Below are 25917 nucleotides of genomic sequence, written 5' to 3' on the forward strand. Positions count from 1 at the left end.
TGGTCACGACGTCTCCAGCTCGCGGTCGATCAGGTCGAAGATGTTCGCGGCGGTGGCCGACTCCAGGTCGTCGTCGCCGTCCGCGTCCGCCTGCCGCTCGGTCAGCCGGCCCAGCAGGCCGTGCAGCCGGTCGGTGATCCGGCGGAACTCGTCGTCGGCCGGGTCCAGCCCGACGAGCGCCGCCTCCAGCCGGTCGAGTTCCCGGCCCGCCCCCGACGGCTCGCCCGCCGAGGTCGCCGGGACGAACTGCCCGCCCAGGTGGGCGGCGAGCGCCTCGGGCGTCGGGTTGTCGAAGACCAGCGTCGCCGGCAGCCGCAGCCCGGTGGCCGCGCCGAGCCGGTTGCGCAGCTCGACGGCGGTGAGCGAGTCGAAGCCGAGTTCCCGGAACGCCCGGGTCGGCTCGATGCCGGCCGGGTCGCCGTGGCCGAGGACGACCGCCACTTGCGACAGCACCAGGTCGCGCAGGGCGCGTGCCCGCTTGTCGTCGGGCAGGGCGCGCAGCGTCTCGGCGTACGCCTGCCCGTCGGTGGCCGCACCGGCCGCGGCCCGGCGGCCGGCGGCGCGGACCAGGTTGGTCAGCAGCGGGTGTACGGGCGACCCGGGCGCGGCCACGCCGGTGACGATCTTGGCGGGCATGAGGGTCGCCCGCTCCGAGCGCCAGACCGCGTCGAACAGGGCGAGCCCCTCGGCGTCGGAGAGGGCGGCCATGCCGCCCCGGTCGAGGCGGCGGATGTCGGCCGAGTCGAGGTGACCGGTCATGCCGCTGGCCTGCGCCCAGCGGCCCCACGCCAGCGCGACGGCCGGCAGGCCGAGGGCCCGCCGGTGCTCGGCGAGGGCGTCGAGGAACGCGTTGCCGGCGGCGTAGTTGCCCTGGCCGGGACCGCCGAACACGCCCGCGGCGGCGGAGAAGAGCACGAACGCGCTCAGCTCGTGGCCGAGGGTGGCCCGGTGCAGGTTCCACGCCACGTCGACCTTGGGCCGCAGCACCGCGGCGAGGCGGTCGGGGGTGAGCGACTCGACGGTGGCGTCGTCGAGGACGCCGGCGGCGTGCACGACGGCGCGCAGCGGGTGGCGCCGGTCCACCGTGGACAGCACGTCCGCCACGGCGTCCGGGTCGGCCAGGTCGGCGGCGACGATCGACACGTCCGCGCCGAGGGCCTTGAGGTCGGCGAGCAGGTCGTCGGCGCCCTCGGCGTCCGGGCCGCGCCGGCTGACCAGCAGCAGTTGCCGGGCGCCGTGCGCGGTGACCAGATGCCGGCAGAGCAGCGCGCCGAGGGTGCCGGTCGCCCCGGAGACCAGGACCGTGCCGTCGAGCCGGGGCGTCTGCGGGATACTCAGGGCGAGCTTGCCGACGTGCCGGGCCTGGCTGAGGAAGCGGAACGCCTCGGGGGCGCGCCGGACGTCCCAGGTGCGCCGGGGCAGGGGCCGCAGCGCACCGGCGGCGAAGAGCGCCATCAGTTCGCCCAGCATCGCGCCGATCTTCCCGGGGCCGGCCTCGATGAGGTCGAAGACCTGGTAGCTGACGCCCGGGTGGTCGGCGGCGACCTGCTGCGGGTCGCGCTTGTCGGTCTTGCCCATCTCGACGAACCGGCCGCCGTCGGCGAGCAGCCGCAGCGACGCGTCGACGTACTCGCCGCGCAGGGCGTTGAGCACCACGTCGACGCCCCGGCCACCGGTGCGGTGGGCGAACTCGTCGGCGAAGTCGAGGCTGCGGGAGGAGGCGAGGTGCGCGTCGTCGAAGCCGGTGGCGCGCAGCGCCGGCCACTTGCCGGGGCTGGCCGTGCCGTAGACCTCCGCGCCGAGGTGGCGGGCGATCTGCACGGCGGCCATGCCGACGCCGCCGGCCGCCGCGTGGACGAGCACTGACTCGCCCGCGCGCAGCCGGGCCAGCTCCACCAGCCCGTACCAGGCGGTCAGGAAGACCACGGGCACGGCGGCGGCGTCGGTGTAGGACCAGCCGTCGGGGATGCGGGTGAGCAGTCTGCGGTCGGTGACCGCCGCCGAGGAGAACGAGCCGGAGAAGATGCCCGTCACCCGGTCGCCGGGGGCGAGGTCGGTGACGCCCGGCCCCACGCCGAGCACCACACCGGCGCCCTCGTTGCCCAGCACCTCCTGGTCGGGGACCATGCCGAGGGCCAGCACCACGTCGCGGAAGTTCAGCCCGGAGGCGCGCATCCCGACCAGGACGTGGCCCGCCGGCAGCTCCCCGGCCGTCTCGGGGCCGGGCAGCAGGGCGAGGTTCTCCAGCGTGCCCTTCTCGGTGACGTCGAGGCGCCATGGCACCTCGCCGGCGGGCAGCGGCAGCACCCCGGCGTCGCGGGCCCGGGTCAGCCGCGGCACGAGCGGCGCGCCGTCGCGGAGCGCGAGCTGCGGCTCGCCGGAGGCGACGGCCGCCGGGACGGCCGCCAGGGAGGCGGCGTCGTCGTCGGTGTCGAGCAGCGTGAACCGGCCGGGGTGCTCGGACTGCGCGGAGCGGACCAGTCCCCACAGGCTCGCCCGGGCCAGGTCGCGGGGGGCCTCGCCCGGGGCCGCGCCGACCGCGCCCCGGGTGTGCAGGACCAGCCGGGACCGCTCCAGCCGGGACTCGCCCAGCCACTGCTGCACCAGCGCGAGCGCGTCGCGGGCCGCGTCGTGCGCGGCCTCGCCGGCGCGCTGCGGGTCCGGCTCCGCGCCGGAGCACAGGTCCAGCACCGTATCGGGTACGTCCCCGGACTCCCCGATCTCGGCGACCAGCGCCGCCAGGTCGGCGTGGGACCGCACCGGGTGCCCGGCGGCGGTGAGCGCACCGGTGAGGCCGAGGGTGTCGTCGCCGAGCAGCGCCCAGCTGACCGTCTGCCCCGCCGCCGCGTCGGCACCCGGCAGCGGCGTCCAGTCCAGGTGGAACACCGAGGTGCGGCGCAGCGCGGCCGCCTCGTCGGCCCGCCCCGCGGCGACGGGGCGGAACGTCAGCGACTCGACGGTGGCGACGGGCTGGCCGGCGGTGTCGGCGAGGGTGACCGCGACGGTGTCCGGGCCGAGGGAGCGCAGCCGCGCCCGCAGCCGGGTGGCCCCGTGGGCGTGCAGGGCGACCGAGCGGAAGGCGAACGGCATCCAGCCCGCCCCGGAGGTGTCCGCCGGGTCGCCGAGCAGGGCGGTGACCCCGCTGGCCTGCAGGGCCGCGTCGAACAGGGCCGGGTGCAGCCCGAAGCGGGACGCGTCGGCGCTCGCCTCCTCGGGGAGGGCCACCTCGGCGTAGACCTCGCCGTCGCCGCGCCACACCCGGCGCAGCCCTCGGAAGGCGGGGCCGTAGCCGAGGCCACCCTCGGCCATCTGTGCGTACCAGGCGTCCAGGTCGGCGTCGATCTCGACGGCACCGGCCGGCGGCCACTGCCCTGGTACGGCGGCCGGGTCGGGCAGTTGCGGCAGCAGGAGGCCCTCGGCGTGCCGGGTCCACTCGGCGTCGGCGTCCTCCTCGGGGCGGGAGTGCACTGTGACGCTCCGCTCGCCGGTGTCGGCGGGCGGGCCCACGCGGACCTGCACCTGCATCGCGCCGGTCGCGGGGAGCACCAGCGGGTTGATCAGCGTCAGGTCGCCCACCTGGCCGGCGTCGACCTCGTCGCCGGCCCGGACCACCATGTCGATGACGCCGGTGCCGGGGACGATCACTGCCCCGCCGACGGCGTGGTCGGCCAGCCACGGGTGGGTACGCACCGACAGCCGCCCGGTCAGCACCACCGTCCGGTCGTCGGCGACGGGTACGGCCGCGCTGAGCAGCGGGTGCCCGATGTCCTGGAGGCCGGCGGAGCCGACGTCACGTACGCGGTGCGCGGGGGCGTCCAGCCAGTAGCGTCCGTGCTCGAAGGCGTACGTGGGCAGCGCGACGGTGCCGGTCTCGGCGAGTACGGCCGTCAGGTCGACGGGCAGGCCGATCGTGTGGGCGGTGGCCAGATTCGTCAGCAGCCGCGTCGCGTCGTCGTCACCCCGCCGCAGACTGCCCAGCACGTGCCCGCTCACGCCGACGTCGTCCAGGATCGCCGTCACCGGCATCGCCAGCACCGGATGCGGGGAAATCTCCACGAACGTGGTGTGCCCGGCGGCGACGGCCACCCGGACGGCGGCGTCGAACTGGACGGTCTGCCGCAGGTTGTCGTACCAGTAGTCCGCCGACATCGAGAACGGGTCCACCCAGTCCCCGGTGAGCGTCGACACCAGCCGCGTGTGACCGGCCTGAGGGCTCACGCCCGCCAGATCCGCGCGCAACTGCTCCGCGACATCCTGCACCGCCACGGAGTGCGACGCGTAGTCCACCGGGATCAACCGCGCCCGCACACCGTCGGCCTGGCACGCCTCCACCAGATCGGCAACCGGCCGCGGCGGACCCGACACCACCACCGTCGACGGACCGTTCACCGCCGCCACCCCGACACCCGGGAACGCCGGCAGCCGCTCGGCCACCGCCTCCGCCGACAGGTCGACCGACGCCATCGTGCCGGTGCCCCGCAGGACCGTCAGCGCCCGCGAGCGCAGGGCCACGGCCTTCGCCGCGTCCTCCAGAGACAGGATCCCGGCCACGCACGCCGCGCCGATCTCGCCCTGCGAGTGACCGACCACCGCCGCCGGGGTGACCCCGGCGTGCTGCCACACCGCCGCCAGGGCCACACCCACGGCCCACAGCACCGGCTGCACGACCTCCACCCGCTCCAACCACGACTCGTCCTCACCGGTCAACACCGACACCAGATCGACATCCAGGTACGGGGCCAGGGCCCGCTGGCAATCCGCCAGACGCGCGTCGAACACCGGCGCACGACCCACCAAGCCGGCCGCCATCCGCGCCGACTGCGCACCCTGACCCGGGAACACGAACACCACACCCGCACCGGTGCCGGAAACCGCACCCGTCACGAGGTTCCCCGCCGGGGTACCGGCGGACAGGGCCTCCAGCCCCGCCAGCAACTCCTCAGTGCCCGACCCGACGACAGCGGCACGGTGATCGAACGCCGACCGGGTCGTAGCCAGGGACCAGCCCACCGCCGCCACATCCACCACGGCTTCGTTGGCCCGCTGGAGGTGCCCGGCGCCGCCGGCGCCGCGACCGCGCAGGAAGTCCGCCAGGCGGGCCGCCTGCCCCGCGAGCGCGCCCTTCGACCGCGCCGACACCGGCCACACCACGACATCGGAGGCCACCAGGCCCGGGCCGTGCTCGACCGGAGCGACGGACAGCTCGTCGGCCTGCTCGATGATCACGTGGGCGTTCGTGCCGGACATGCCGAAGGACGACACCGCCGCCCGACGCGCCCGCTCCACCGCCGGCCACGGCCGCGACTGCGTCGCCAGCTCCACCGCACCGGAGGTCCAGTCGATGTGCGGCGACGGCTCGTCCACGTGCAGCGTCGCCGGGACCACGCCCTCCCGCATCGCCAGCACCATCTTGATCACACCGGCGACACCCGAGGCGGCCTGGGTGTGGCCGATGTTCGACTTGATCGAGCCGAGCAGCAGCGGCTCGTGTCCCTCGCGGCCCTGCCCGTAGGTCGCCAGCAGGGCCTGCGCCTCGATCGGGTCACCCAGCGTCGTGCCCGTACCGTGCGCCTCCACCACGTCGACATCCGCGCTGCCCAGCCGGGCACCGGCGAGCGCCTGGCGGATCACCCGCTGCTGCGACGGACCGTTCGGGGCCGTCAGCCCGTTCGACGCACCATCCTGATTGACCGCACTGCCCCGCACGATCGCCAGCACCTCGTGACCGTTACGCCGCGCGTCCGACAACCGCTCCACCACCAGCACACCAACACCCTCACCCCAGCCCGTGCCGTCGGCACCCGCCGCGAACGCCTTGCACCGGCCGTCGGCCGCCAGGCCCCGCTGCCGGGAGAACTCGAAGAAGGTGCCGGGGGTGGCCATGACCGTGACGCCACCGGCGAGGGCCAGGTCGCACTCGCCACGCCGCAGCGACTGCACCGCCAGGTGCAACGCCACCAACGACGACGAACACGCCGTGTCCACCGACACCGCCGGCCCCTCCAACCCCAACGCGTACGCCACCCGACCCGACACCACACTCGCGGCGTTCCCCGTGGCCCCGAACCCCTCGGCCTGCTCCCCCGCAGCCATGAGCAGGGCCCCATAGTCCTGACCATTCGTGCCCACGAACACCCCTGTTCGCGAACCCCGAAGAACCCCAGGCTCAACCCCTGCCCGCTCGACCGCCTCCCACGAGACCTCCAGCAACAACCGCTGCTGCGGGTCCATCGCCGCCGCCTCGCGGGGCGAGATCCCGAAGAAGCCCGGGTCGAACTCGCCCGCCGCGTGCAGGAAGCCGCCCTTGTCGGCGTACGTGGTGCCGGGGTTGGCCGGGTCGGGGTCGTAGAGCCGGTCGAGGTCCCAGCCCCGGTCGGTCGGGAAGTCTCCGATCGCGTCGACGCCGTCGGCGACGAGGCGCCACAGCTGCTCGGGGTCGTTGACGCCGCCGGGGTAGCGGCAGGCCATGGCGACGACGGCCACCGGCTCGTCGTCGCCCACGGCGGCCGGGGCGGCGTCCGGAACCGCCGCGGCGCCGGCGCCGAAGAGGCCGGTGAGCAGGAAGCGGGCCAGCACGGCCGGGGTCGGGTGGTCGAAGACCAGGGTGGTGGGCAGCGCCTGCCCGGTGGCGGCGACGAGCCGGTTGCGCAGCTCCACAGCGGTCAGCGAGTCGAAGCCGAGGTCGCGGAACGCGGTGGTCGCGCCGACGGCGGCGGCCCCGCCGTCGTGGCCGAGCACGTCGGCGGCGAGTTCGCGGACCATCTCGGCGACGGTCTCCTCGCGTCGGGCCGGTGCCAGCGCGGCGAGGCGCCGGCGCAGGGTCGCCGCCGGGCCGTCGTCGCCGTCGTCGGCTGCGGCGCCGCCGTCGAGGGCGGCCCGCGCCTCCGGTACGCCCTCTAGCAGTGGCCGGCGGCGGGCGGAGGCGTACGCGGGGGCGAACCGGGCCCAGTCCACGTCGGCCACCGTCACGGTGACGTCGTCGTGGTCGAGGGCCTGCTGCAACGCGGCCGTGGCGACGGCCGGGTCCATGGCGGGCAGGCCCCGACGGCGCAGGTTCCGTTCGGCGTCGGCGGCGTGCATGCCGCCGTCGGACCAGGGCCCCCAGGCGATGGCGGTGCCGGACCGGCCGTCGGCGCGCCGCCGCTGCACGAGCGCGTCGAGGTAGGCGTTGCCGGCCGCGTATCCGGCCTGCCCGCCGCTGCCCCAGGTGGCGGCGATGGACGAGTAGACGACGAAGGCGTCCAGTTCCCGGTCGGCGAGCAGGTCGGCGAGGTGGGTGGCCCCGGCGGTCTTGCCGGCGGTGACCTCGGCCAGTTCGGCGGGGGTGACCTCCGCCAGCGGGGTGGCCTGCGCGACGCCGGCGGTGTGCACGACCGTACGCACCGGCGGGCCGGCGGCCTCGACCCGGTCGAGCAGGTCGGCGACGGCGGCCCGGTCGGCGATGTCGCAGGCGGCGACGGTGACCCTGGTCCCGAGGGCGGTCAGCTCGGCCTCCAGCGCGGCCGCGCCGGGGGCGTCGGGCCCGCGCCGGCTGACCAGCACGACGTGTTCGGCTCCGGCGGCGGCGAGCCAGCGGGCGGCGCGGGCCCCGAGCCCGCCCGTGCCGCCGGTGACCACTGCGGTGCCGGTGGGCGTGAACCGGCGCGCCGGCGTACGGTCGCCGAGGGCGGCGCGGACGAGGCGGCGGGCGAAGACCCCGGGGCCGCGTACCGCCAGCTGGTCCTCGCCGGTCGATCCGGTGAGGATCGCGGCGAGCCGGGCGACGGCCCGGTCGTCGGGGTCGGACGGCAGGTCGACCAGGCCGCCCCAGCGGTGCGGCGCCTCGACGCCGACGACCCGGCCGAGGCCCCAGATCGCTGCCTGCGCCGGGTCGACGAGCCGGTCGTACGAGGCGGCGGCGACCGCGCCCCGGGTGACCAGCCACAGCGGCGTGGCCCCGCCGGCGTCGCCGAGCGCCTGCGCGAGCGCGAGGGTGGCGGTCAGGCCGGGCAGGACCGTGCCGCCGGTGCGCGGTTCCCCGGCGAGCAGGGAGACGACGCCGGCGGGCTCGGTGCCGGCGAGGGCTGCCGCGAGGGCCGCCCGGTCGGCGTCCGGCTCGACGGTCAGGGGCCGCACGTCGGCGCCGGCGTCGGTCAGCGCAGCCCGGACGGCCCGCGCCGCCGGGTTGTCCGCGTCGGCTGCGGGCAGCGCCAGCAGCCAGGTGCCGGTCAGCCGGGCGGGGGCGGGCTCGGGGGCCACCTGCCACTCCTCCCGGTACCGCCAGCCGTCGAGGACCGAGTGTTCCTGCCGCTGCCGCCGCCAGTCGGCGAGGACGGGCAGCAGGGTACGCAGCGACTCGGCGGCGGCGGTGTCGGTGACGGCGAGGGTGTCGCGCAGCGCGTCGAGATCGGCGCGTTCGACGGCGGCCCAGAACCGCCGGTCGAGCGCGCCGGCCCCGCCCGTCGTGGTGTCGTCGGCGGGCGCCTCGGCCGGCACCCAGTAGTGCTGCCGCTCGAACGGGTAGGTGGGCAGGTCGACGAGCCGGCCGGGCAGGTCCGCGAGGACGTCCGCCCAGCGCGGCGGCGTACCGGCGACGTGGAGCTGGGCGAGGGCGGCGAGCAGGGTACGGCGGTCCGGGCGGTCCCGGCGCAGCACCGGAACCACCACGGCGGGGGCCGCGTCGGTGGTCTCGGTCTCGGTCCCGGCGAGGGTCTCCTGGACGCCGGCGGTGAGCACTGCGTCCGGTCCGACCTCCACGAAGGTACCGACGCCGTGGGCGCGCAGGGCGCGTACGCCGTCGGCGAAGCGGACCGCCTCCCGGACGTGGCGCACCCAGTAGTCCGGGTCGGTGAGCTGCGCCGGGTCGGCCAGCTCACCGGTCACGTTGGACACCACCGGCAGGGTGGGGGCGCGCAGGTCGAGCCGGGCCGCGACGGCGGCGAACTCGGCGAGCATCGGCTCCATCAGCGGGCTGTGGAAGGCGTGGCTGACCCGCAGCCGCCGCACCTGCACCCCCCGGTCGGTCCAGAGTCCCGCCAGCTCGTCGATGGCCGCCGCCTCGCCGGAGACGACGACGGCGTCGGGGCCGTTGACGGCGGCGACGGCGACCCGGTCGGTCAGCGCGGCGATCGACTCGGCGACCCGGGCCTCGTCGGCGGCCACGGCGAGCATCGCGCCGCCGGTGGGCAGGTCCTGCATGAGCCGCCCCCGGGCGGCGACGAGGGCGCACGCGTCGTCGAGGCTGAGCACGCCGGCCACGTGGGCGGCGGTCAGCTCGCCGACGGAGTGCCCGGCGACCATGTCGGGGGCCAGTCCCCAGGAGCCGAGCAACCGGTGCAGCGCCACCTCGACGGCGAACAGCGCGGCCTGGGTGAAGACGGTCTGGTCGAGCAGGTCGGCCTCGGCGGTGCCGGGCCCGGCGAACAGCAGCGGCTTCAGCGGCCGGGGCAGCCGGTGGTCGAGGTGGGCGCAGACCTCGTCGAGCGCCTCCGCGAAGACCGGGTACGCCTCGTACAGTTCCCGGCCGGCGCCGGCGCGCTGGGCACCCTGGCCGGAGAAGAGGAACGCGACCCCGCCCCGCTCGGCGGCGGCGCCGGTGACCAGGCCGGGGGCGGGCCGGTCGTCGGCGAGGGCGTGCAGGGCGGCGAGCAGGCCGTCGCGGTCGTCGGCGAGGACGACCGCCCGGTGTTCCAGGGGCGAGCGCGAGAGCACAGACGTCCGGGCGACGTCGGCCGGACGTGCGTCCGGGTCGTCGGCGAGCCAGGCCGACCAGCGCTCGGCCTGGCGGCGCAGGGCGGTGCGGGTGCGGCCGGTGAGCAGCACCGGCGCGGGCGCGGGCGCCGCCGGGCGGTCCGCCTCGGCGCCGGCCGGCTCGGGCTGCTCGAGGATGAGGTGGGTGTTGGTGCCGCTCATTCCGAACGACGAGACGGCCGCCCGGCGCGGCCGGTCCACGGCCGGCCACGGCGTGGCCTCGGTGACCAGGGTGACCGCTCCGGCGGCCCAGTCCACGTGCGGGGTGGGCTCGTCGACGTGCAGGGTGGCCGGCACGATGCCGTGCCGCATCGCCTCCACCATCTTGATCACCCCGGCGATGCCGGCGGCGGCCTGGGTGTGGCCGATGTTCGACTTGATGGAGCCGAGCAGCAGCGGCGCGGCGTCGCCCCGCTCCCGGCCGTACGTGGCGAGCAGCGCCTGGGCCTCGATCGGGTCGCCGAGGGTGGTGCCGGTGCCGTGTGCCTCGACCACGTCGACCAGGTCGGGGGTGAGCTTCGCGCCGGCCAGGGCCTGCCGGATGACCCGCTGCTGGGACGGGCCGTTGGGGGCGGTGAGCCCGTTGGACGCGCCGTCGGAGTTGACCGCCGAGCTGCGGATGACGCCGAGTACGGGGTGGCCGTTGCGGCGGGCGTCGCTGAGCCGTTCCAGCAGCAGCATGCCGACGCCCTCGGACCAGCCGGTGCCGTCGGCGGAGGCGGCGAACGACTTGCACCGGCCGTCGGCGGCGAGGCCGCGCTGCCGGGAGAACTCGACGAACGGGCCGGGGGTGGCCAGCACGGTCGCGCCGCCGGCCAGGGCGAGGCCGCACTCGCGTTGACGCAGCGCCTGGCAGGCGAGGTGGATGGCGACGGACGCCGACGAGCAGGCGGTGTCCACGGTGACCGACGGGCCTTCCAGCCCGAACGTGTACGCCAGCCGGCCGGAGACCACGCTGGCGGCGGTGCCGGTCAGCACGTACCCCTCGACGCCGGGCGCCCGGTGCAGCACGGCGGCGTAGTCCTGCCCGGAGGTGCCGACGAAGACGCCGGAGCGGCTGCCGCGCAGCGACAGCGGGGCGATGCCGGCGCGCTCGAACAGCTCCCAGGTGACCTCCAGCAGCAGCCGCTGCTGCGGGTCCATGGCGACCGCCTCGCGCGGCGAGATGCCGAACAGCGCGGCGTCGAACTCCCCCGCGTCGCGCAGGAACCCGCCGGCCGTGGTGTACGAGGTGCCGGCGTTGTCCGGATCGGCGTGGTAGAGCCGCTTCAGGTCCCAGCCGCGATCCGTGGGGAAGTCGCCGATGGCGTCCCCGCCGGACGAGACGAACTCCCACAGCTCCTCAGGCGAGCTGATGCCGCCCGGGTAGCGGCAGCTCATCGCCACGATCGCCACCGGCTCGGACTCCTCGGCGGTGACCTCGCGCAGCCGTTGGCGGGTCTGCTGCAGCTCGGCGACGACGCGCGTCAGGTATTCGCGCAGCCGCTCTTCGTCCGCCATGACATCTCGCTTTCTCGTGACACCGCAGGTCCCCGTACGGCTCAGGAGAGCCCGAGGTCCTGGTCGATGAGGTCGAACAGCTCCTGGTTGCTGGCCGCCCGCAGCCGGCCGGCCACCTCGGCGGTCTCCTCCCGGCGTTCCTCCGCGACGCCGAGCCGTTCGAGCAGGCTGTGCAGGCGCATCGTGATCCGCACCCGGCCGATGTCGTCCGGGTCGCGCAGCGCGAGGGCGCTCTCCAACTGGTCCAGCTCCGCGAGGGTGGGCAGCGCCTCCACCGACGCCTCGTCGAGCAGTTCGGCCCGCAGGTGCTCGGCCAGCGCCTGCGGGGTCGGGTGGTCGAACACCACCGAGCTGGGCAGGCTCAGCCCGGTCGAGCGGGCCAGCCGGCCCCGCAGCTCCACGGCGGTGAGCGAGTCGAAGCCGAGGTCCCGGAAGGGCCGCCCGGCCTCCACCGCGTACGGGGTGTCGTGGCCGATGACCTCGCCCGCGGCGGTGCGGATGAGGTCGACCAGCAGCCGTACCTGTTCGGCCTGCGACAGCTCGCCGAGCCGCTTGCGCAGTTCGCCGGCGACCTGGTCGCCCTCCTCGGCGGTGGCACGCGCCGCCGCGGCCTGGGCGGCCACCTCGGCGATCTCGCTGATCAGCGGCCGGGGCCGGGCGGAGGCGAACACCGGCGCGAAGCGGTCCCAGTCGATGTCGGCGACGGTGAGGGCGGTGTCGTCGCCGTCGAGGCCGGCGCGCAGGGCGGCCATCGCCGGTTCCCGGTCGAGCAGGGACACCCCGCGCCGGCTCATGGCCGCGGCGTGCGCGTCGGTCACCATGCCGCCGCCGGCCCAGGGGCCCCAGTTCACCGAGAGGTGCCGGGCCCGCCCGGCAGGCCGGGACTGCGCCCAGGCGTCCAGGAAGGCGTTGCCGGCGGCGTACGCGCCGTGGTCGCCGACGCCCCAGACGGCCGCGATGGAGGAGAAGTGCACGACCAGGTCGAGCGGCTCCGGGTCGAGGAACTCGCCGAGGTGCCGGGCGCCGGCGATCTTGCCGGAGACGACGTCGGCGAGTTCCGCCTCGGCCACGGCAGCGACCGGGTTGAGCCGGCCCACCCCGGCGGCGTGCACCACCGCGTGCACGGTCTCGCCGTCGGCGCGCAGGGAGCGCACGAGGTCCGCGACGGCGTCCCGGTCGGCCAGGTCGCAGGCCAGCACCCGGGCCTCGGCGCCGAGGGCGGCCAGTTCCGCCACCGCCTCGTCGGCCCCGGGGGCGGCCGCGCCGCGCCGGCTGACCAGCAGCAGTCGCCGCGCGCCGTGCCGGGCGAACCAGCCTGCGGCGTACCGGCCGACGGCGCCGGTGCCGCCGGTGACCAGGACGGTGTCCGGTGCCTGCCAGCCGGCCGGTGCCTCGGCGCGGGGCGCGCGCTCCAGCCGCCGCAGGTACGTCCCGGATTCGCGCACCGCGAGCTGGTCCTCGTCGCCGGCGGCGGTGAGGGCCGCCAGGACTCCCTCGGCGGCGGCGGTGTCCAGGGTGGCGGGCAGGTCCAGCAGGCCACCCCAGTGCCGGGGGTGTTCCAGCGCGGTAACCAGGCCGAGGCCCCACGTGGTGGCCTGGGCGGGGCGGGCGACGGGGTCGTCGGCGCCGGTGGCGACTGCCTGCCGGGTGAGCAGCCACAACGGTGCCGGGGGCAGGGCGTCCGTGACCGCCTGCACGAGGGCGAGGTTCGCGGTCAGGCCCAGCGGCACGGCCGGGCGCTCGGGGTGCGCCCGCTCGTCGAGGGCGAGCAGCGACACGATCCGGGCGGGCGCCGCGGCGGCGAGCCGCCCGGCGAGCGCGCTCCGGTCGATCGTCGCCGGATCGACGACGATCTGCCGCACGTCACCGCCACGGGCGGTGAGCAGTTCGGCGAGCCGGTCGGCGACCGGCTGGCCGGTGCCGCTGTGCACAAGGGTCCAGGTGCCCTCGACGGCGCCCGCCGCGAGGGCCCGCGGACGCCAGGTGATCCGGTAGCGCCAGCCGCCGGCGAGGGTGTCCTCCCGCTGCCGGCGCCGCCACCGGTCCAGGTCCGGCAGCAGCTTCCGCAGCGGCCGGTCCGCGTCGAGTCCGAGCCGGCTGGCGAGTTCGTCGCCGTCGCCCGATGCCACGGCCCGCCAGAACGCCGAGTCGACGTCGTCGGGGGTGGTGGCGGGGGCGGGCCCCGGCGCCGCGTCGAGGGTCGGCCAGAACCGCTGGTGGGCGAACGCGTACGTGGGCAGGTCCACGTGGCCGCCACCGGGAAGCAGCGCCGGGAAACGTACGGGCATGCCGTGGCAGTACAGCTCGGCCACCGCGCCGAGCAGGGTGGTCACCTCGTCCTGGCCGGGCCGCTGCACGCCGGTCACGACGATCGGGGCGTCCACCGGCAGCGCGTCGGCGGTCAGTGCGGTCAGCACGGTGTCCGGCCCGACCTCCAGGAACCGGGTCACCCCGTGGGCGTGCAGGTGGGTGACGGTGTCGGCGAAGCGGACCGCCTCCCGGACGTGGCGCACCCAGTAGCCGGGGGTGCAGAGCTGCTCGGCGTCGACGACCGCGCCGGTCAGGTTCGACACCAGCGACACCGTCGGCGGGGCGTACGACAGGGTCGCCGCGACGGCCGCGAACTCGGCGAGCATCGGCTCCATCAACGGGCTGTGGAAGGCGTGGCTGACCCGCAGCCGCTTGGTGCGTACGCCGAGGTCGGCGAAGTGGGCGGCCAACCCGGCCAGCGCCTCGTCGGCGCCGGCGACGACGACGGCGGCCGGCCCGTTCACGGCGGCGACGGCCGCCTGTCCCGGCGTGCCGTCCAGCGCCCGCAGCACGTCAACCTCGGGCGCGGCGACGGCCAGCATCCCGCCGCCGGCGGGCAGGGCCTGCATCAGCCGGCCCCGGTTGCCGACGAGCGCGCAGGCGTCGGGCAGGTCGAGCACCCCGGCGACGTGGGCCGCGCTGATCTCCCCGACGGAGTGCCCGGCCACGAAGTCGGGCCGGATCCCCCAGTGTTCGAGCAGCCGGAACAGCGCCACCTCGACGGCGAAGAGCCCGGCCTGGGTGAAGACCGTCTGGTCGAGCAGGTCGGCCTCGGCGGTGCCGGGCTCGGCGAACAGCACCGTGCGCAGCGGCCGCGGCAGGTACGCGTCCAGGTGCTGGCACGCCTCGTCGACGGCCGCCGCGAAGACGGGGAACGTCTCGTACAGGCGGCGGCCCATGCCGGCGTGCTGGGCGCCCTGGCCGGAGAAGAGCATCGCCAGCGCCCCGCCGGGCTCGGCGACGCCCCGGGTGAGCCCGGGGTGCTCCTGCCCGGCGGCGAGGGCCCGCAGGCCGCCGAGGGCGGCGTCGGCGTCCTCGGCGAGCAGCACCGCGCGGTGCCGCAGCGGGGACCGTCCGGTCGCCAGTGCCCGGGCCACGTCGGCGGCGGACGCGGCGGTCTGCGGCAGCCAGTCGGCCAGCCGGGCCGCCTGGGCCCGCAGGCTGTCGGCGGTGTCGGCCGAGACGACCCAGGGCAGCACCGGCGGCCCGGCGGCGGGGCGGGGCGTGCCGGTGTCGGCCGGCGGCGCGGCCGGCGCCTGTTCGAGGATGACGTGCACGTTGGTGCCGCTTACCCCGAACGACGACACGGCGGCCCGGCGAGGCCGCTCCACGTCCGGCCACGGCTGCGCCTCGGTCAGCAGCGCGACGGCACCCGCCGACCAGTCCACGTGCGGCGACGGCTCGTCCACGTGCAGGGTGGGCGGCAGCAGGTCGTGCTGGAGCGCCAGCACCATCTTGATCACGCCGGAGACCCCGGCGGCGGCCTGGGTGTGGCCGATGTTCGACTTGACCGAGCCGAGCAGCAGCGGCCGGTCGGCGGGCCGGTCCCGCCCGTACGTGGCCAGGAGCGCCTGCGCCTCGATCGGGTCGCCGAGCCGGGTGCCGGTGCCGTGCCCGTCGACGGCGTCCACGTCGGCGGCGGTCAGCCGCGCGTTGGCCAGCGCCTGGTTGATCACCCGCTCCTGGGCGGGCCCGTTGGGCGCGGTCAGGCCGTTGCTGGCGCCGTCCTGGTTCATGGCCGAGCCGCGGACGACGGCAAGGATCCGCCGGCCGTCGCGCTGGGCGTCGGAGAGCCGCTGCAACATCACCAGGCCGACGCCCTCTCCCCAGCCGGTGCCGTCGGCGGCCCCGGCGAACGACTTGCACCGGCCGTCGAGGGCGAGCCCACGCTGCCGGGCGAACTCGAGGAACGGGCCGGGGGTGGCCATCACCGTCACGCCGCCGGCGACCGCGACGTCGCACTCGCCCTGCCGCAGGGACTGGCAGGCCAGGTGCAGCGCCACCAGCGACGACGAGCAGGCGGTGTCGACGCTGACGGCCGGGCCCTGCAACCCGAAGTGGTACGCCAGCCGACCGCTGATGACGGCGGCGACGTTGCCGGTGGCCTGGTAGCCCTCGGTCTCGACCCGGGCGGCCATCAGCAGCGTCGCGTAGTCCTGGCCGTTGGTGCCGACGAAGACGCCGGTGTTGGTCTCCCGCATGTCGGCCGGCGCGGTGCCGGCCCGCTCGAACAACTCCCAGGCGCTCTCCAGCAGCACCCGCTGCTGCGGGTCCATCACCATCGCCTCGCGCGGGGAGATGCCGAACAGGGCCGCGTCGAAGCCGGCGGCGTCGGTGAGGAAGCCGCCCTCCCGCACGTACGAGGTGCCGGGCCGGTCGGGGTCGGGGTCGTAGATGGCCGCCAGGTCCCAGCCCCGGTCGGCCGGGAACTCCGCGATGCCGTCGCGCCCCTCGACGACGAGTCGCCACAGGTCCTCGGGGCCGGCGACGCCGCCAGGGTAGCGGCAGCTCATCGAGACGATGGCGATCGGCTCGTCCAGCGCGGTGGCGGCCCGGGTGGGAACCGCCGCCGGGCTGTCGTCGCCCGCGAGCCTGCCCGCCAGGTGTTCGGCGAGGGCGTCGGGCGTCGGGCGGTCGAACACCAGGGTCGCCGGCAGGTTCAGCCCCACCGCCTCGGCGAGCCGGTTGCGCATCTCGACGGCGCTGAGCGAGTCGAAGCCGATCTCCCGGAACGACCGGTCCGCAGCGAGCGCCTGCGGCGAGGCCAGCCGCAGCACCGCCGCCGCGTGGACCCGTACGAGGTCGAGCAGGACCCGGCGGCGCTCCGGTGCGGCGAGGCCGGCCAGCCGGCCGCGCAGCGGCGAGGCCGTGTCGGACGGGTCGGCGTCGCGCTGCCCGGCGGCGAGCAGTTGCGCCACCTCGGGGACGTCGGCGATCAGCGGCCGGGGGCGGGCCAGCGTGTAGGTCTGGAGGAACCGGTCCCAGGCGATGTCCGCCACGGTGAGCGTGGTGTCGCCGTCGTCGAGCGCCCCGGCCAGCACGGAGACCGCGAGGTCGGGGCGCATGGCCCGGACGCCCGAGCGGAACATCTGGTCGGCGGCGCCCTCGGCGTCGACCATGCCGCCGCCGTCCCAGGCGCCCCAGGCGATGGCGGTGGCGGCCCGGCCGCGCCGTCGCCGGTCCTCGGCGAGCGCGTCGAGGAAGGCGTTGGCGGCGGCGTACCCGCCCTGGTGCCCGCCGCCCCAGACGCCCGCGCCGGAGGAGAAGAGCACGAACGCCGACAGGTCGTCGCCGCACGCCTCGTCCAGGTTCACCGCGCCGGCCACCTTGGCCCGCAGGGCGTCGGCGAGGTCGGCCACGTCGGTGGCCGCGACCGGCGCGGCGTGGGCCACGCCCGCGGTGTGGAACACGGCCCCGACGCGGGTGCCCTGCCCGGCCAGCCGCTCGACGAGGGCCCGTACGGCGGCGGGGTCCGCGACGTCGCAGGCGGCCACGGTGACGGTGGCGCCGGCGGCGCGCAGTTCGTCGGCCAGCGCGTCGGCGCCGGGCGTGGCGGGCCCCTGGCGGCCGGTCAGCACCAGCTCGCCGACGCCCTCGCGGGCCAGCCAGCGCGCGACCTGGGCCCCGATCGACCCGAGGCCGCCGGTGACCAGGACGGCGCCGCTGGCGGGACGCCAGTCCCCGGTCGCCGTCCGGTCGGTGCGGGCCCGGACCAGTCGCCGGGCGAACACCCCGGAGGGGCGCAGCGCCAGCTGGTCCTCGGCGTCGACGCCGGCCAGCACCGCCACGAGCCGGGCCCGGTCCCGGGGGTCCAGCGTCGTGGGCAGGTCGACGAGGCCACCCCAGCGGTCCGGGTGCTCCAGGGCGACCACCCGGCCGAGCCCCCAGAGCATCGCCTGCCGGGGGCGGTCGAGCTGGTCGGCCCGGCCGGTCGAGACCGCGCCGGCGGTGGCGCACCACAGCGGCGCGGTGATTCCGGCGTCGCCGAGGGCCTGGACCAGGGCGTACGTGGCGGCGAGGCCCGCCGGGACGACCGGGTGGGCCGGGTGCGGCGCGTCGTCCAGGCCGAGCAGCGAGAGCACGCCGGCGACGGGCCCACCGGTACGCGCGAGCCGGTCGGCAAGCGCCTGCCGGTCCGGCTCCGTCGCGTCGATCCGGACGACCTCGGCCCCGCCCTCGCCCAGCACCCGGGCGACGCCGTCGGCCAGGGGGTGCTCGACGCCGGCGGCTGGCACGACCAGCAGCCAGGTGCCGGCGAGGGTGGCCTCCGCGACGGTCAGCGGCTTCCAGGTCACCCGGTAGCGCCACAAGTCGACGGTGGACTCTTCGCGGCGGCGCCGGCGCCACGAGGAGAGCAGCGGCAGCGCGGGGTCGAGGGAGCGGGCCGTGGCCTCGTCGATGCGCATCGCGGCGGCCAGCGCCTGTGCGTCGGCGCGTTCCACGGCCTCCCAGAATTTCCGGTCCGCCTCGTCGGCGACGGCGAGGGCGGGGGCGGTCGCTGACGTCGGCTGCGGCCAGTAGCGCTGGCGCTGGAAGGCGTACGTGGGCAGCGCGACCGGCGGGCCGGTGGGGGCGCCCAGGATCGCCGTCCAGTCGACCGGCACGCCGTGCACGTGCAGCCCGGCGAGGACCGTCAGCATGCGCTGCCAGCCACCGGCCAGGGTGTCCTCGGCGGCCACCACGACGGCGTCGTCGGCCCGCGCGCTCTCGCGGATCCCGGCGGCGAGCACGGACGCGGGAGCGGCCTCGAGGAAGACCCGGTGGCCCTCGTCGAGCAGGACGCGTAAGGCGTCGGCGTCGGCGTCGGCGTCGGCGTCGGCGTCGGCGTCGGCGGACAGTTCCCGGTACCACCGGGCGGCGTCGAGGCCGTCGGTGTCGACCCGTCCGCCGGTCACGGCCGAGTACAGCGGCACCTCGGCCGCCCCGAGGGTGGTCCCGGCCAGCGCGTCCGGGTCGGCGTCGGCCCGGCTGCCGAGGGCGATCGTCCTCGCCGCGTCCTCCAGCGACAGCGCGCCGGCCACGCAGGCGGCCGCGACCTCGCCGTGGGCGTGCCCGACCACGGCGGCGGGCCGGACGCCGAGCGAACGCCACCAGCGGGCCAGCGAAACCGCCACGGCCCACCGGACGGGGTGCGTCACCCGGGGGTCCGTCGCGGGCGGGGCACCGTCGGCACCGCGCAGCACGGCGGTGAGCGACCAGTCCACGTGGGGGGTGAGGGCCGCCTCGCAGGCGGCGATCACGGCGGCGAACTCCGGTGCCCGGTCCAGCAGCTCGACCGTCGCGGCGGGCCACGGGTCGCCGTGGCCGGGGAAGACGAGGATCGGGTCGGTGCCTCGCGCGGCGACGCCGGTGACGGCGGTGGCCCCGCCGAGGTGGAACGACTCCAAGGCGCGCGTCAGGCCGACTGTGTCGCGGCCGAGGACGACGGCGCGGTGCGCGAACGCGGTCCGGGTGGTGACCAGGGCGTGTGCGACGTCGGCCGGCGCCAGCTCCGGGTGTGCCGCGAGGTGCGCGCCCAGCCGGGCCGCCTGGTCGCGCAGCGCCGGAGCGTCCGCGGCGGAGAGCACCAGGGGTACGAGTCCGGCGCGCGGCCCGTCGGCGGCGCGTGCGTCGACCGCCTCGGCGGGCGGCTGCTCGATGATCACGTGCGCGTTCGTGCCGGAGATCCCGAACGACGACACCGCCGCCCGACGCGGACGGTCCACCCGCGGCCACGGGGTGGGCTCGGTGGCCAGGGCCACCGCCCCCGCCGACCAGTCGACATGCGGCGACGCCTCGTCCACATGCAACGTCGCCGGCACCAGACCGTGCCGCATCGCCAACACCATCTTGATCACACCAGCCACACCCGCAGCCGCCTGCGTGTGCCCGATGTTCGACTTCACCGACCCCAACAGCAACGGCCGATCCTGCGGACGCTCCTGCCCGTAGGTGGCCAGCAGAGCCTGCGCCTCGATCGGGTCACCGAGGGTCGTGCCCGTGCCGTGTGCCTCGACGGCGTCCACGTCGGCCGGAGTCAGGCGGGCGTTCGCGAGGGCCTGGTGGATCACGCGCTGCTGCGAGGGGCCGTTCGGGGCGGTCAGGCCGTTGGACGCGCCGTCCTGGTTCACGGCCGTACCACGCAGGACGGCGTGGATGCGCCGGCCTTCCCGCTGGGCGTCGGAGAGCCGCTGCACGAGCAGGACACCCACGCCCTCGCTCCAGCCGGTGCCGTCGGCCGAGGCGGCGAACGACTTGCACCGGCCGTCCTGCGACAGACCACGCTGCCGGGAGAACTCGATGAACGTCCCCGGCGTCGCCATCACCGTCACACCACCGGCCAACGCCAGATCACACTCACCGGAACGCAACGCCTGCGCGGCGAGGTGCAGCGCGACGAGGCTGGACGAGCAGGCCGTGTCGACGGTCACGGCAGGGCCTTCGAGGCCGAACGTGTACGCCACCCGCCCGGACAGCACGCTGCCCGAGTTGCCGGTGCCGACGTAGCCCTCCACCTCGCCGGCCAGCTCCATCAGCCGCGTCGCGTAGTCGTGGTACATCACCCCGGCGAAGACACCCGTCCGGCTGCCCCGCAACCGCTGCGGGTCCAGCCCGGCCGACTCGAACGACTCCCACGACGCCTCCAGCAGCAACCGCTGCTGCGGATCCATCGCCAGAGCCTCACGCGGCGAGATGCCGAAGAACGCCGGGTCGAACGCACCCGCGTCATACAGGAAGCCGCCGTGCCGGGTGTACGACGTCCCGGGGTGGTCCGGATCGGGATCGAAGAGGCTCTCCAGGTCCCAGCCACGGTCGGTGGGGAACTCCCCGATCCCCTCCCCGCCGGCGGCCAGCAGCGCCCACAACTGGTCGGGCGTCTCGACGCCGCCCGGGTAGCGGCAGGCCATGCCGACGATGGCGAGCGGCTCGTCGGCGCGGGTGGTGGTCCGCACGCCCGGCGCGGCGGGACCGCCGGCGGCACCGGCGAGTTCGGCGTGCACGTGGACGGCGAGCGCCTGCGGCGTCGGGTAGTCGAACACCAGCGTCGAGGGCAGCCGCAGGCCGGTGGCCGCGTTCACGCGGTTGCGCAGGTCGACGGCGGTCAGCGAGTCGAAGCCCAGCTCGCGGAACGCCCGGTCGGCAGGCACGGCCTCCGCCCCGCCGTGCCCGAGCACCTGCGCGACGAGGCCGCGTACCAGCACGTCGACCTGGGCGCGCGCCTCATCGGCGGTCAGGCCACCGATACGGGTCGCCCAGGTGGTGCCCTGTCCCGCCTGGCGCCGGATCGTGGTCGTACCGATCAGGTTGCGGAGCATCGGCGGCACCGGGCCGGTGCCGACGGCGGCCCGGAGGGCGGCCAGGTCGATCACGGCGGGCACCAAGGCGGGGCGGTCTGCGGTGAGCGCGGCGTCGAACAGGCGCAACCCGGTGTCGGCGCTCATCGCGGTGAGGCCGCCCCGCGCCGATCGCGCCCGGTCGGCGTCGTCGAGGGACGCGGCCATGCCGGCGGTGTCCCACATGCCCCAGGCGAGGCTGACGGCAGGCAACCCGAGCTGCCGCCGGTAGACCGCCAGGGCGTCGAGGAACGCGTTACCCGCCGCGTACGCCGACTGACCCGGCGAACCCAGCACACCCGCCACCGACGAGAACACCACGAACAAGTCGAGATCCAGACCCGCCGTCGCCTCATGCAGGAACCAACCCGCCGACACCTTCGGCGCCAGCACCGCACGAAGCCGCTCGGCGGTCAGCCCTTCGACTACGCCGTCGTCCAGGACACCGGCGGTGTGCACCACACCCGCCAGCCGGCCCTCAGCGGAAACCTCCGCCACCAGGGCGGACGCCTGATCCCGGTCCGTCACGTCGCAGGCGACCACCCGCACCGACGCACCCAGCGCGGTCAGCCGCTCCGACAACTCACCGGCACCCGCAGCCGCCGGGCCACGACGCGACACCAGCACCAGCGACCGCACGCCATGCGCCGACACCAGGTGCTCCGCGACCAACGCCCCGAGCGCACCCGTACCGCCGGTCACCAGCACCGCGCCGTCACCCACGACCGGCGTCTCCACCGACGCCGGGGCGACCGCACGCACCAGACGCGGCACGAACACCTCACCCGAGCGCACCGCGACCTGACCACCGAACGCCACCGGCTCGTCGGCCACGGAAGTCAGCACATCCAGCAGCCCGGCGTCCACGTCACCGTCGACGTCCGCCAGGACGATGCGACCCGGGTGCTCCGACTGCGCCGAGCGCAGCAGACCCCAGACCGCCGCTGCGGCCAGGTCGGTGACCCGGTCTCCGTCCCCGACCGACACCGCACCCCGGGTCACCACGACCAACCGCGACTCCGCCAGCGCGTCGGCCGCCAGCCAGGACCGCACCGTCGCCAGCATCTGCGACGTCGCCGCCCGCACCGACTCGGGGCCGTTGTCGACGGCGGCGGCGGGCATCTCACCGGGGGCCGAAGCAGGTTCCGTCCCGACGTGAAGGGCCCGGCGCAGGCCACCCGCCGGCACCAGCAACAGACGCGGCGCCACACCCGACGCCACGGCGACCGCCTCGACGTCGGCGTACACCGGCAGCTCAGCGACGGCCGGCAGGTCGGCGGCGGCGGCGGGCGAGCCCAGCAGCGCCCACCCGGAGGCGTCCCCGGCTGGGGCGACCTCCTGGGCCTGCCAGGTGAGTTCGAACAGCGACCGGGCCGACGCGTCCGGGGACGACGACACCCCGGTCAGCTCGCGCAGGGCGAGGGTGTCGACCGATACTACGGCCGCGCCCGACTCGTCGCACGCGACCAGACGCACCGCCGAGCCCGCGCGCGTGAGCCGCACCCGCAGCACACGCGCACCCGAGGCATGCACCTGCACACCCTCGAACGCGAACGGCACCCGAGGCCCACCCGAGCCCTCCAAGCCGGGCAGCAACCCGATCGGATGCAGCGCGGCGTCCAGCAGCGCCGGGTGCACGCCGAACCCCGCGGCGTCACCGGCCACCTCGTCCGGCAACGCCACCTCGGCGTACACGTCCTCGCCGACGGTCCACACCCGGCGCAGCCCCCGGAACACCGGCCCGTACGACAGGCCGTGCTCCGCCAGCACCGGATACCAGCCCGCCACGTCCACCTCGACGCCGTCGACCGGCGGCCACTCCCCCACGCCCGGCTCGTCGGCCGACGCCGGCTCCAGCACACCCTCCGCGTGCCGGACCCACTCCGGGTCGGCGGCCTCCTCGGGCTGCGAGTGCACGGTCACCGATCGCACGCCGGTCTCGTCGGCCGCGCCGACGCGCACCTGCACCCGCACCGCACCCGCCTGCGGCAGCACCAGCGGCGCGGCCACGGTCAACTCCCGCACCCGCGACGCACCCACCTCGTCACCCGCCCGCACCGCCAACTCCACCAGGGCGGCGCCCGGCACGATCACCGCGCCGGAGACGACGTGGTCGGCGAGCCACGCGTGCGTCGACGTCGACAGGCGGCCGGTCAGCACCACCATGTCCGCGCCGGCCACGGAGACGGCCGCGGCGAGCAGCGGATGCCCGGCCACGCCGAGGCCCGCCCCGGACACGTCCGTCCAGCGGCCCGCCGGCTCCAGCCAGTAGCGCTGGTGCTGGAAGGCGTACGTCGGCAGGTCCAGGTGCCGGCCGCCGGCCCGGCCGAGCAGGTCCGCCCAGCCGACGGTCACGCCGTGCACGTGCAGCGCTGCGAGGGCTTCCAGGAGGGCCTGCGGCTCGGGGCGGTCGTGGCGCGACGCGGAGACCAGCAGGGGCGCCGGTTCGTCGTCCGAGCGCTCGGCGAGGCAGTTCTGCGCCATGGCGGTCAGGACGCCGTTCGGTCCGACCTCGAGGTAGGTGTCGACGTCCCCGGCGCGCAGGCAGTCGACGGCGTCGGCGAAGCGCACCGTGCCGCGTACGTGGCGCACCCAGTAGCCCGGGTCGCAGAGCTGGTCGGCGTCGGCGACGCGGCCGGTCAGGTTCGACACCACCGGGATCGTCGGCGGCCGGAACGTCAGCCCCTCGGCGACGGCCGCGAACTCGGCCAGCATCGGGTCCATCCGCGCGCTGTGGAAGGCGTGGCTGACCCGCAGGCGGCGGGTCTGCACGCCCCGCTCGGACCACACCCGCTGCACCTCGTCGAGGGCCTCGGCGTCGCCCGCCACCACCACGGCGGCGGGGCCGTTCACGGCGGCCACGTCCAGCCGGCCGGTCATCCCCGCCAGGGAGGCGGCCACCGCGGCCTCGTCGGCTGCCACGGCGAGCATGCCGCCGCCCGCCGGCAGGGCCTGCATCAGCCGACCCCGCGCCGCGACCAGCGCGCACGCGTCGGCCAGGGAAAGCACGCTCGCCACGTGCGCCGCCGCGATCTCACCGATGGAGTGCCCGGCCACCAGGTCCGGCGCGACACCGAACGACTCGACCAGGCGGAACAGGGCCACCTCGACGGCGAACAGCCCCGCCTGGGTGAACACCGTCTGGTCCAGCAGCTCCGCCTCGGGCGTGCCCGCCCCGGCGAAGAGCACCTCGCGCAGCGGGCGCGGCAGCAGCGGGTCGAGGTGAGCACACACCTCGTCCAAGGCCGCGGCGAAGACCGGGAAGGCCGCGTACAGCTCACGACCCATACCGGCGCGCTGCGCGCCCTGACCGGAAAAGAGAAAGGCCACCCGGCCGCGCGGCGCCGACGCGCCGGTGGTGACGGTGCCGGCCGGCTCGCCTGCGGCGAGGGCCCGCAGCCCGGCGAGCAGGTCGTCCGCGTCGCCGGCCAGGACGACCGCGCGGTGCTCCAGTCCCGCGCGACTGACCGAGGAGACGGCGACGTCGACCGGGCGCGGGGAGTCGGCGCGGGCGAGGTGGTCGGCCCAGCGGCCGGCCTGCCCGGCGAGCGCCTCGGGCGTACGGGCGGAGAGGAACACCGGGGCGAGCGGAAGCGCCACCGGCGCTTCGGCGGCGGACGGGGCCTCCTCCGTGGACGGGGCGTCGTCGACGGGCGCCTCCTCCAGGATGACGTGCGCGTTCGTACCGCTGATGCCGAAGGACGACACGGCGGCCCGGCGCGGCCGGTCGGTGGCCGACCACGTGCGTGCCTCGGTCAGCAGCGAGACCTGCCCGGCGGACCAGTCGATGTGCGGGGAGGGCTCGTCGACGTGCAGGGTGGCGGGCATGGTGCGGTGCCGGATCGCCTCGATCATCTTGATCAGGCCGGCGGCACCGGCGGCGGCCTGGGTGTGGCCCAGGTTCGACTTGACCGAGCCCAGCCAGAGCGGCCCGCCGTCGCCCCGGTCCTGCCCGTACGTGGCCAGCAGTGCCTGTGCCTCGATGGGGTCGCCGAGGGTGGTGCCGGTGCCGTGCGCCTCGACCACGTCGATGTCGGCCGGCGAGAGCCGGGCGTTGGCGAGAGCCTGCCGGATGACCCGCTCCTGTGACGGTCCGTTGGGCGCGGTGAGCCCGCTGCTGGCGCCGTCCTGGTTGACGGCGCTGCCCCGCACGACGGCGAGGATCCGGCGGCCGTCGCGGCGAGCGTCGGAGAGCCGTTGCAGGAGCAGCACGCCGACGCCCTCGGACCAGCCGGTGCCGTCGGCGGCGGCGGCGAAGGACTTGCAGCGGCCGTCCGAGGCCAGGCCACGCTGGCGGGAGAAGTCGGCGAACGTGCCGGGGGTGGACATCACGGTGACGCCGCCGGCGAGCGCGAAGTCGCAGTCCCGCTGGCGCAGCGACTGCGTGGCGAGGTGCACGGCGACCAGCGACGACGAGCACGCCGTGTCCACAGTGACGGCTGGGCCCTCCAGCCCGAATGTGTACGCCACCCGCCCGGACACCACGCTGCCGGAGTTGCCGGTGCCGATGTAGCCCTCGACGCCGTCGGGCAGGTCCAGCACCCGCGACGCGTAGTCGTGGTACATGACCCCGGCGAAGACGCCGGTCCGGCTGCCGCGCAGCGCCTGCGGGTCGATGCCGGCGTGCTCGAACGCCTCCCAGGAGGTCTCCAGCAGCAGCCGCTGGTGCGGGTCCATCGCCAGGGCCTCGCGGGGGCTGATGCCGAAGAAGCCCGGGTCGAACTGCGGCGCGTCGTAGAGGAAGCCACCCTGGCTGCTGGTCGACGTGCCCGGGTTGTCCGGGTCGACGTCGAAGAGCCGCTCCAGGTCCCAGCCCCGGTCGGCCGGGAAGTCGCCCACCCCGTCGCCGCCCCGGTCGACGAGGTCCCACAGCTCCGCCGGGCTGGACACGCCGCCCGGGAACCGGCACGCCATGCCGATGACTGCCATCGGCTCGCGGTCCTTGGCCTCCACCTCGCGCACCCGCCGACGCGCGTCGCGCAGGTCGGCAGTCGCACGCCGGAGGTAGTCGAGGAACTCTGCCTCAGTGGGCATCGGGCCACTCCGTATCGGGGTTCGAGGTGTG

General features: G+C 76.2%; 2 protein-coding genes. Both read right to left on the reverse strand.

Going from position 1 to position 25917, the window contains the following annotated elements; translation table 11 throughout:
• Positions 1-3 precede the first annotated feature (3 nt).
• On the reverse strand, positions 4-11229 hold the full coding sequence (locus tag BFV98_RS07695) for a type I polyketide synthase (RefSeq protein WP_071095633.1): 11226 nt from the start codon (positions 11227-11229) through the stop codon (positions 4-6).
• A 41-nt stretch (positions 11230-11270) separates the two neighbouring features.
• The gene (locus BFV98_RS07700) at positions 11271-25886 is read right to left on the reverse strand and encodes a type I polyketide synthase (protein WP_071095635.1); all 14616 of its coding nucleotides are present in this window, start codon (positions 25884-25886) and stop codon (positions 11271-11273) included.
• Positions 25887-25917 lie beyond the last annotated feature (31 nt).

The sequence above is a fragment of the Micromonospora sp. WMMB235 genome, from assembly GCF_001855515.1.
GTDB lineage: Bacteria > Actinomycetota > Actinomycetes > Mycobacteriales > Micromonosporaceae > Micromonospora > Micromonospora aurantiaca.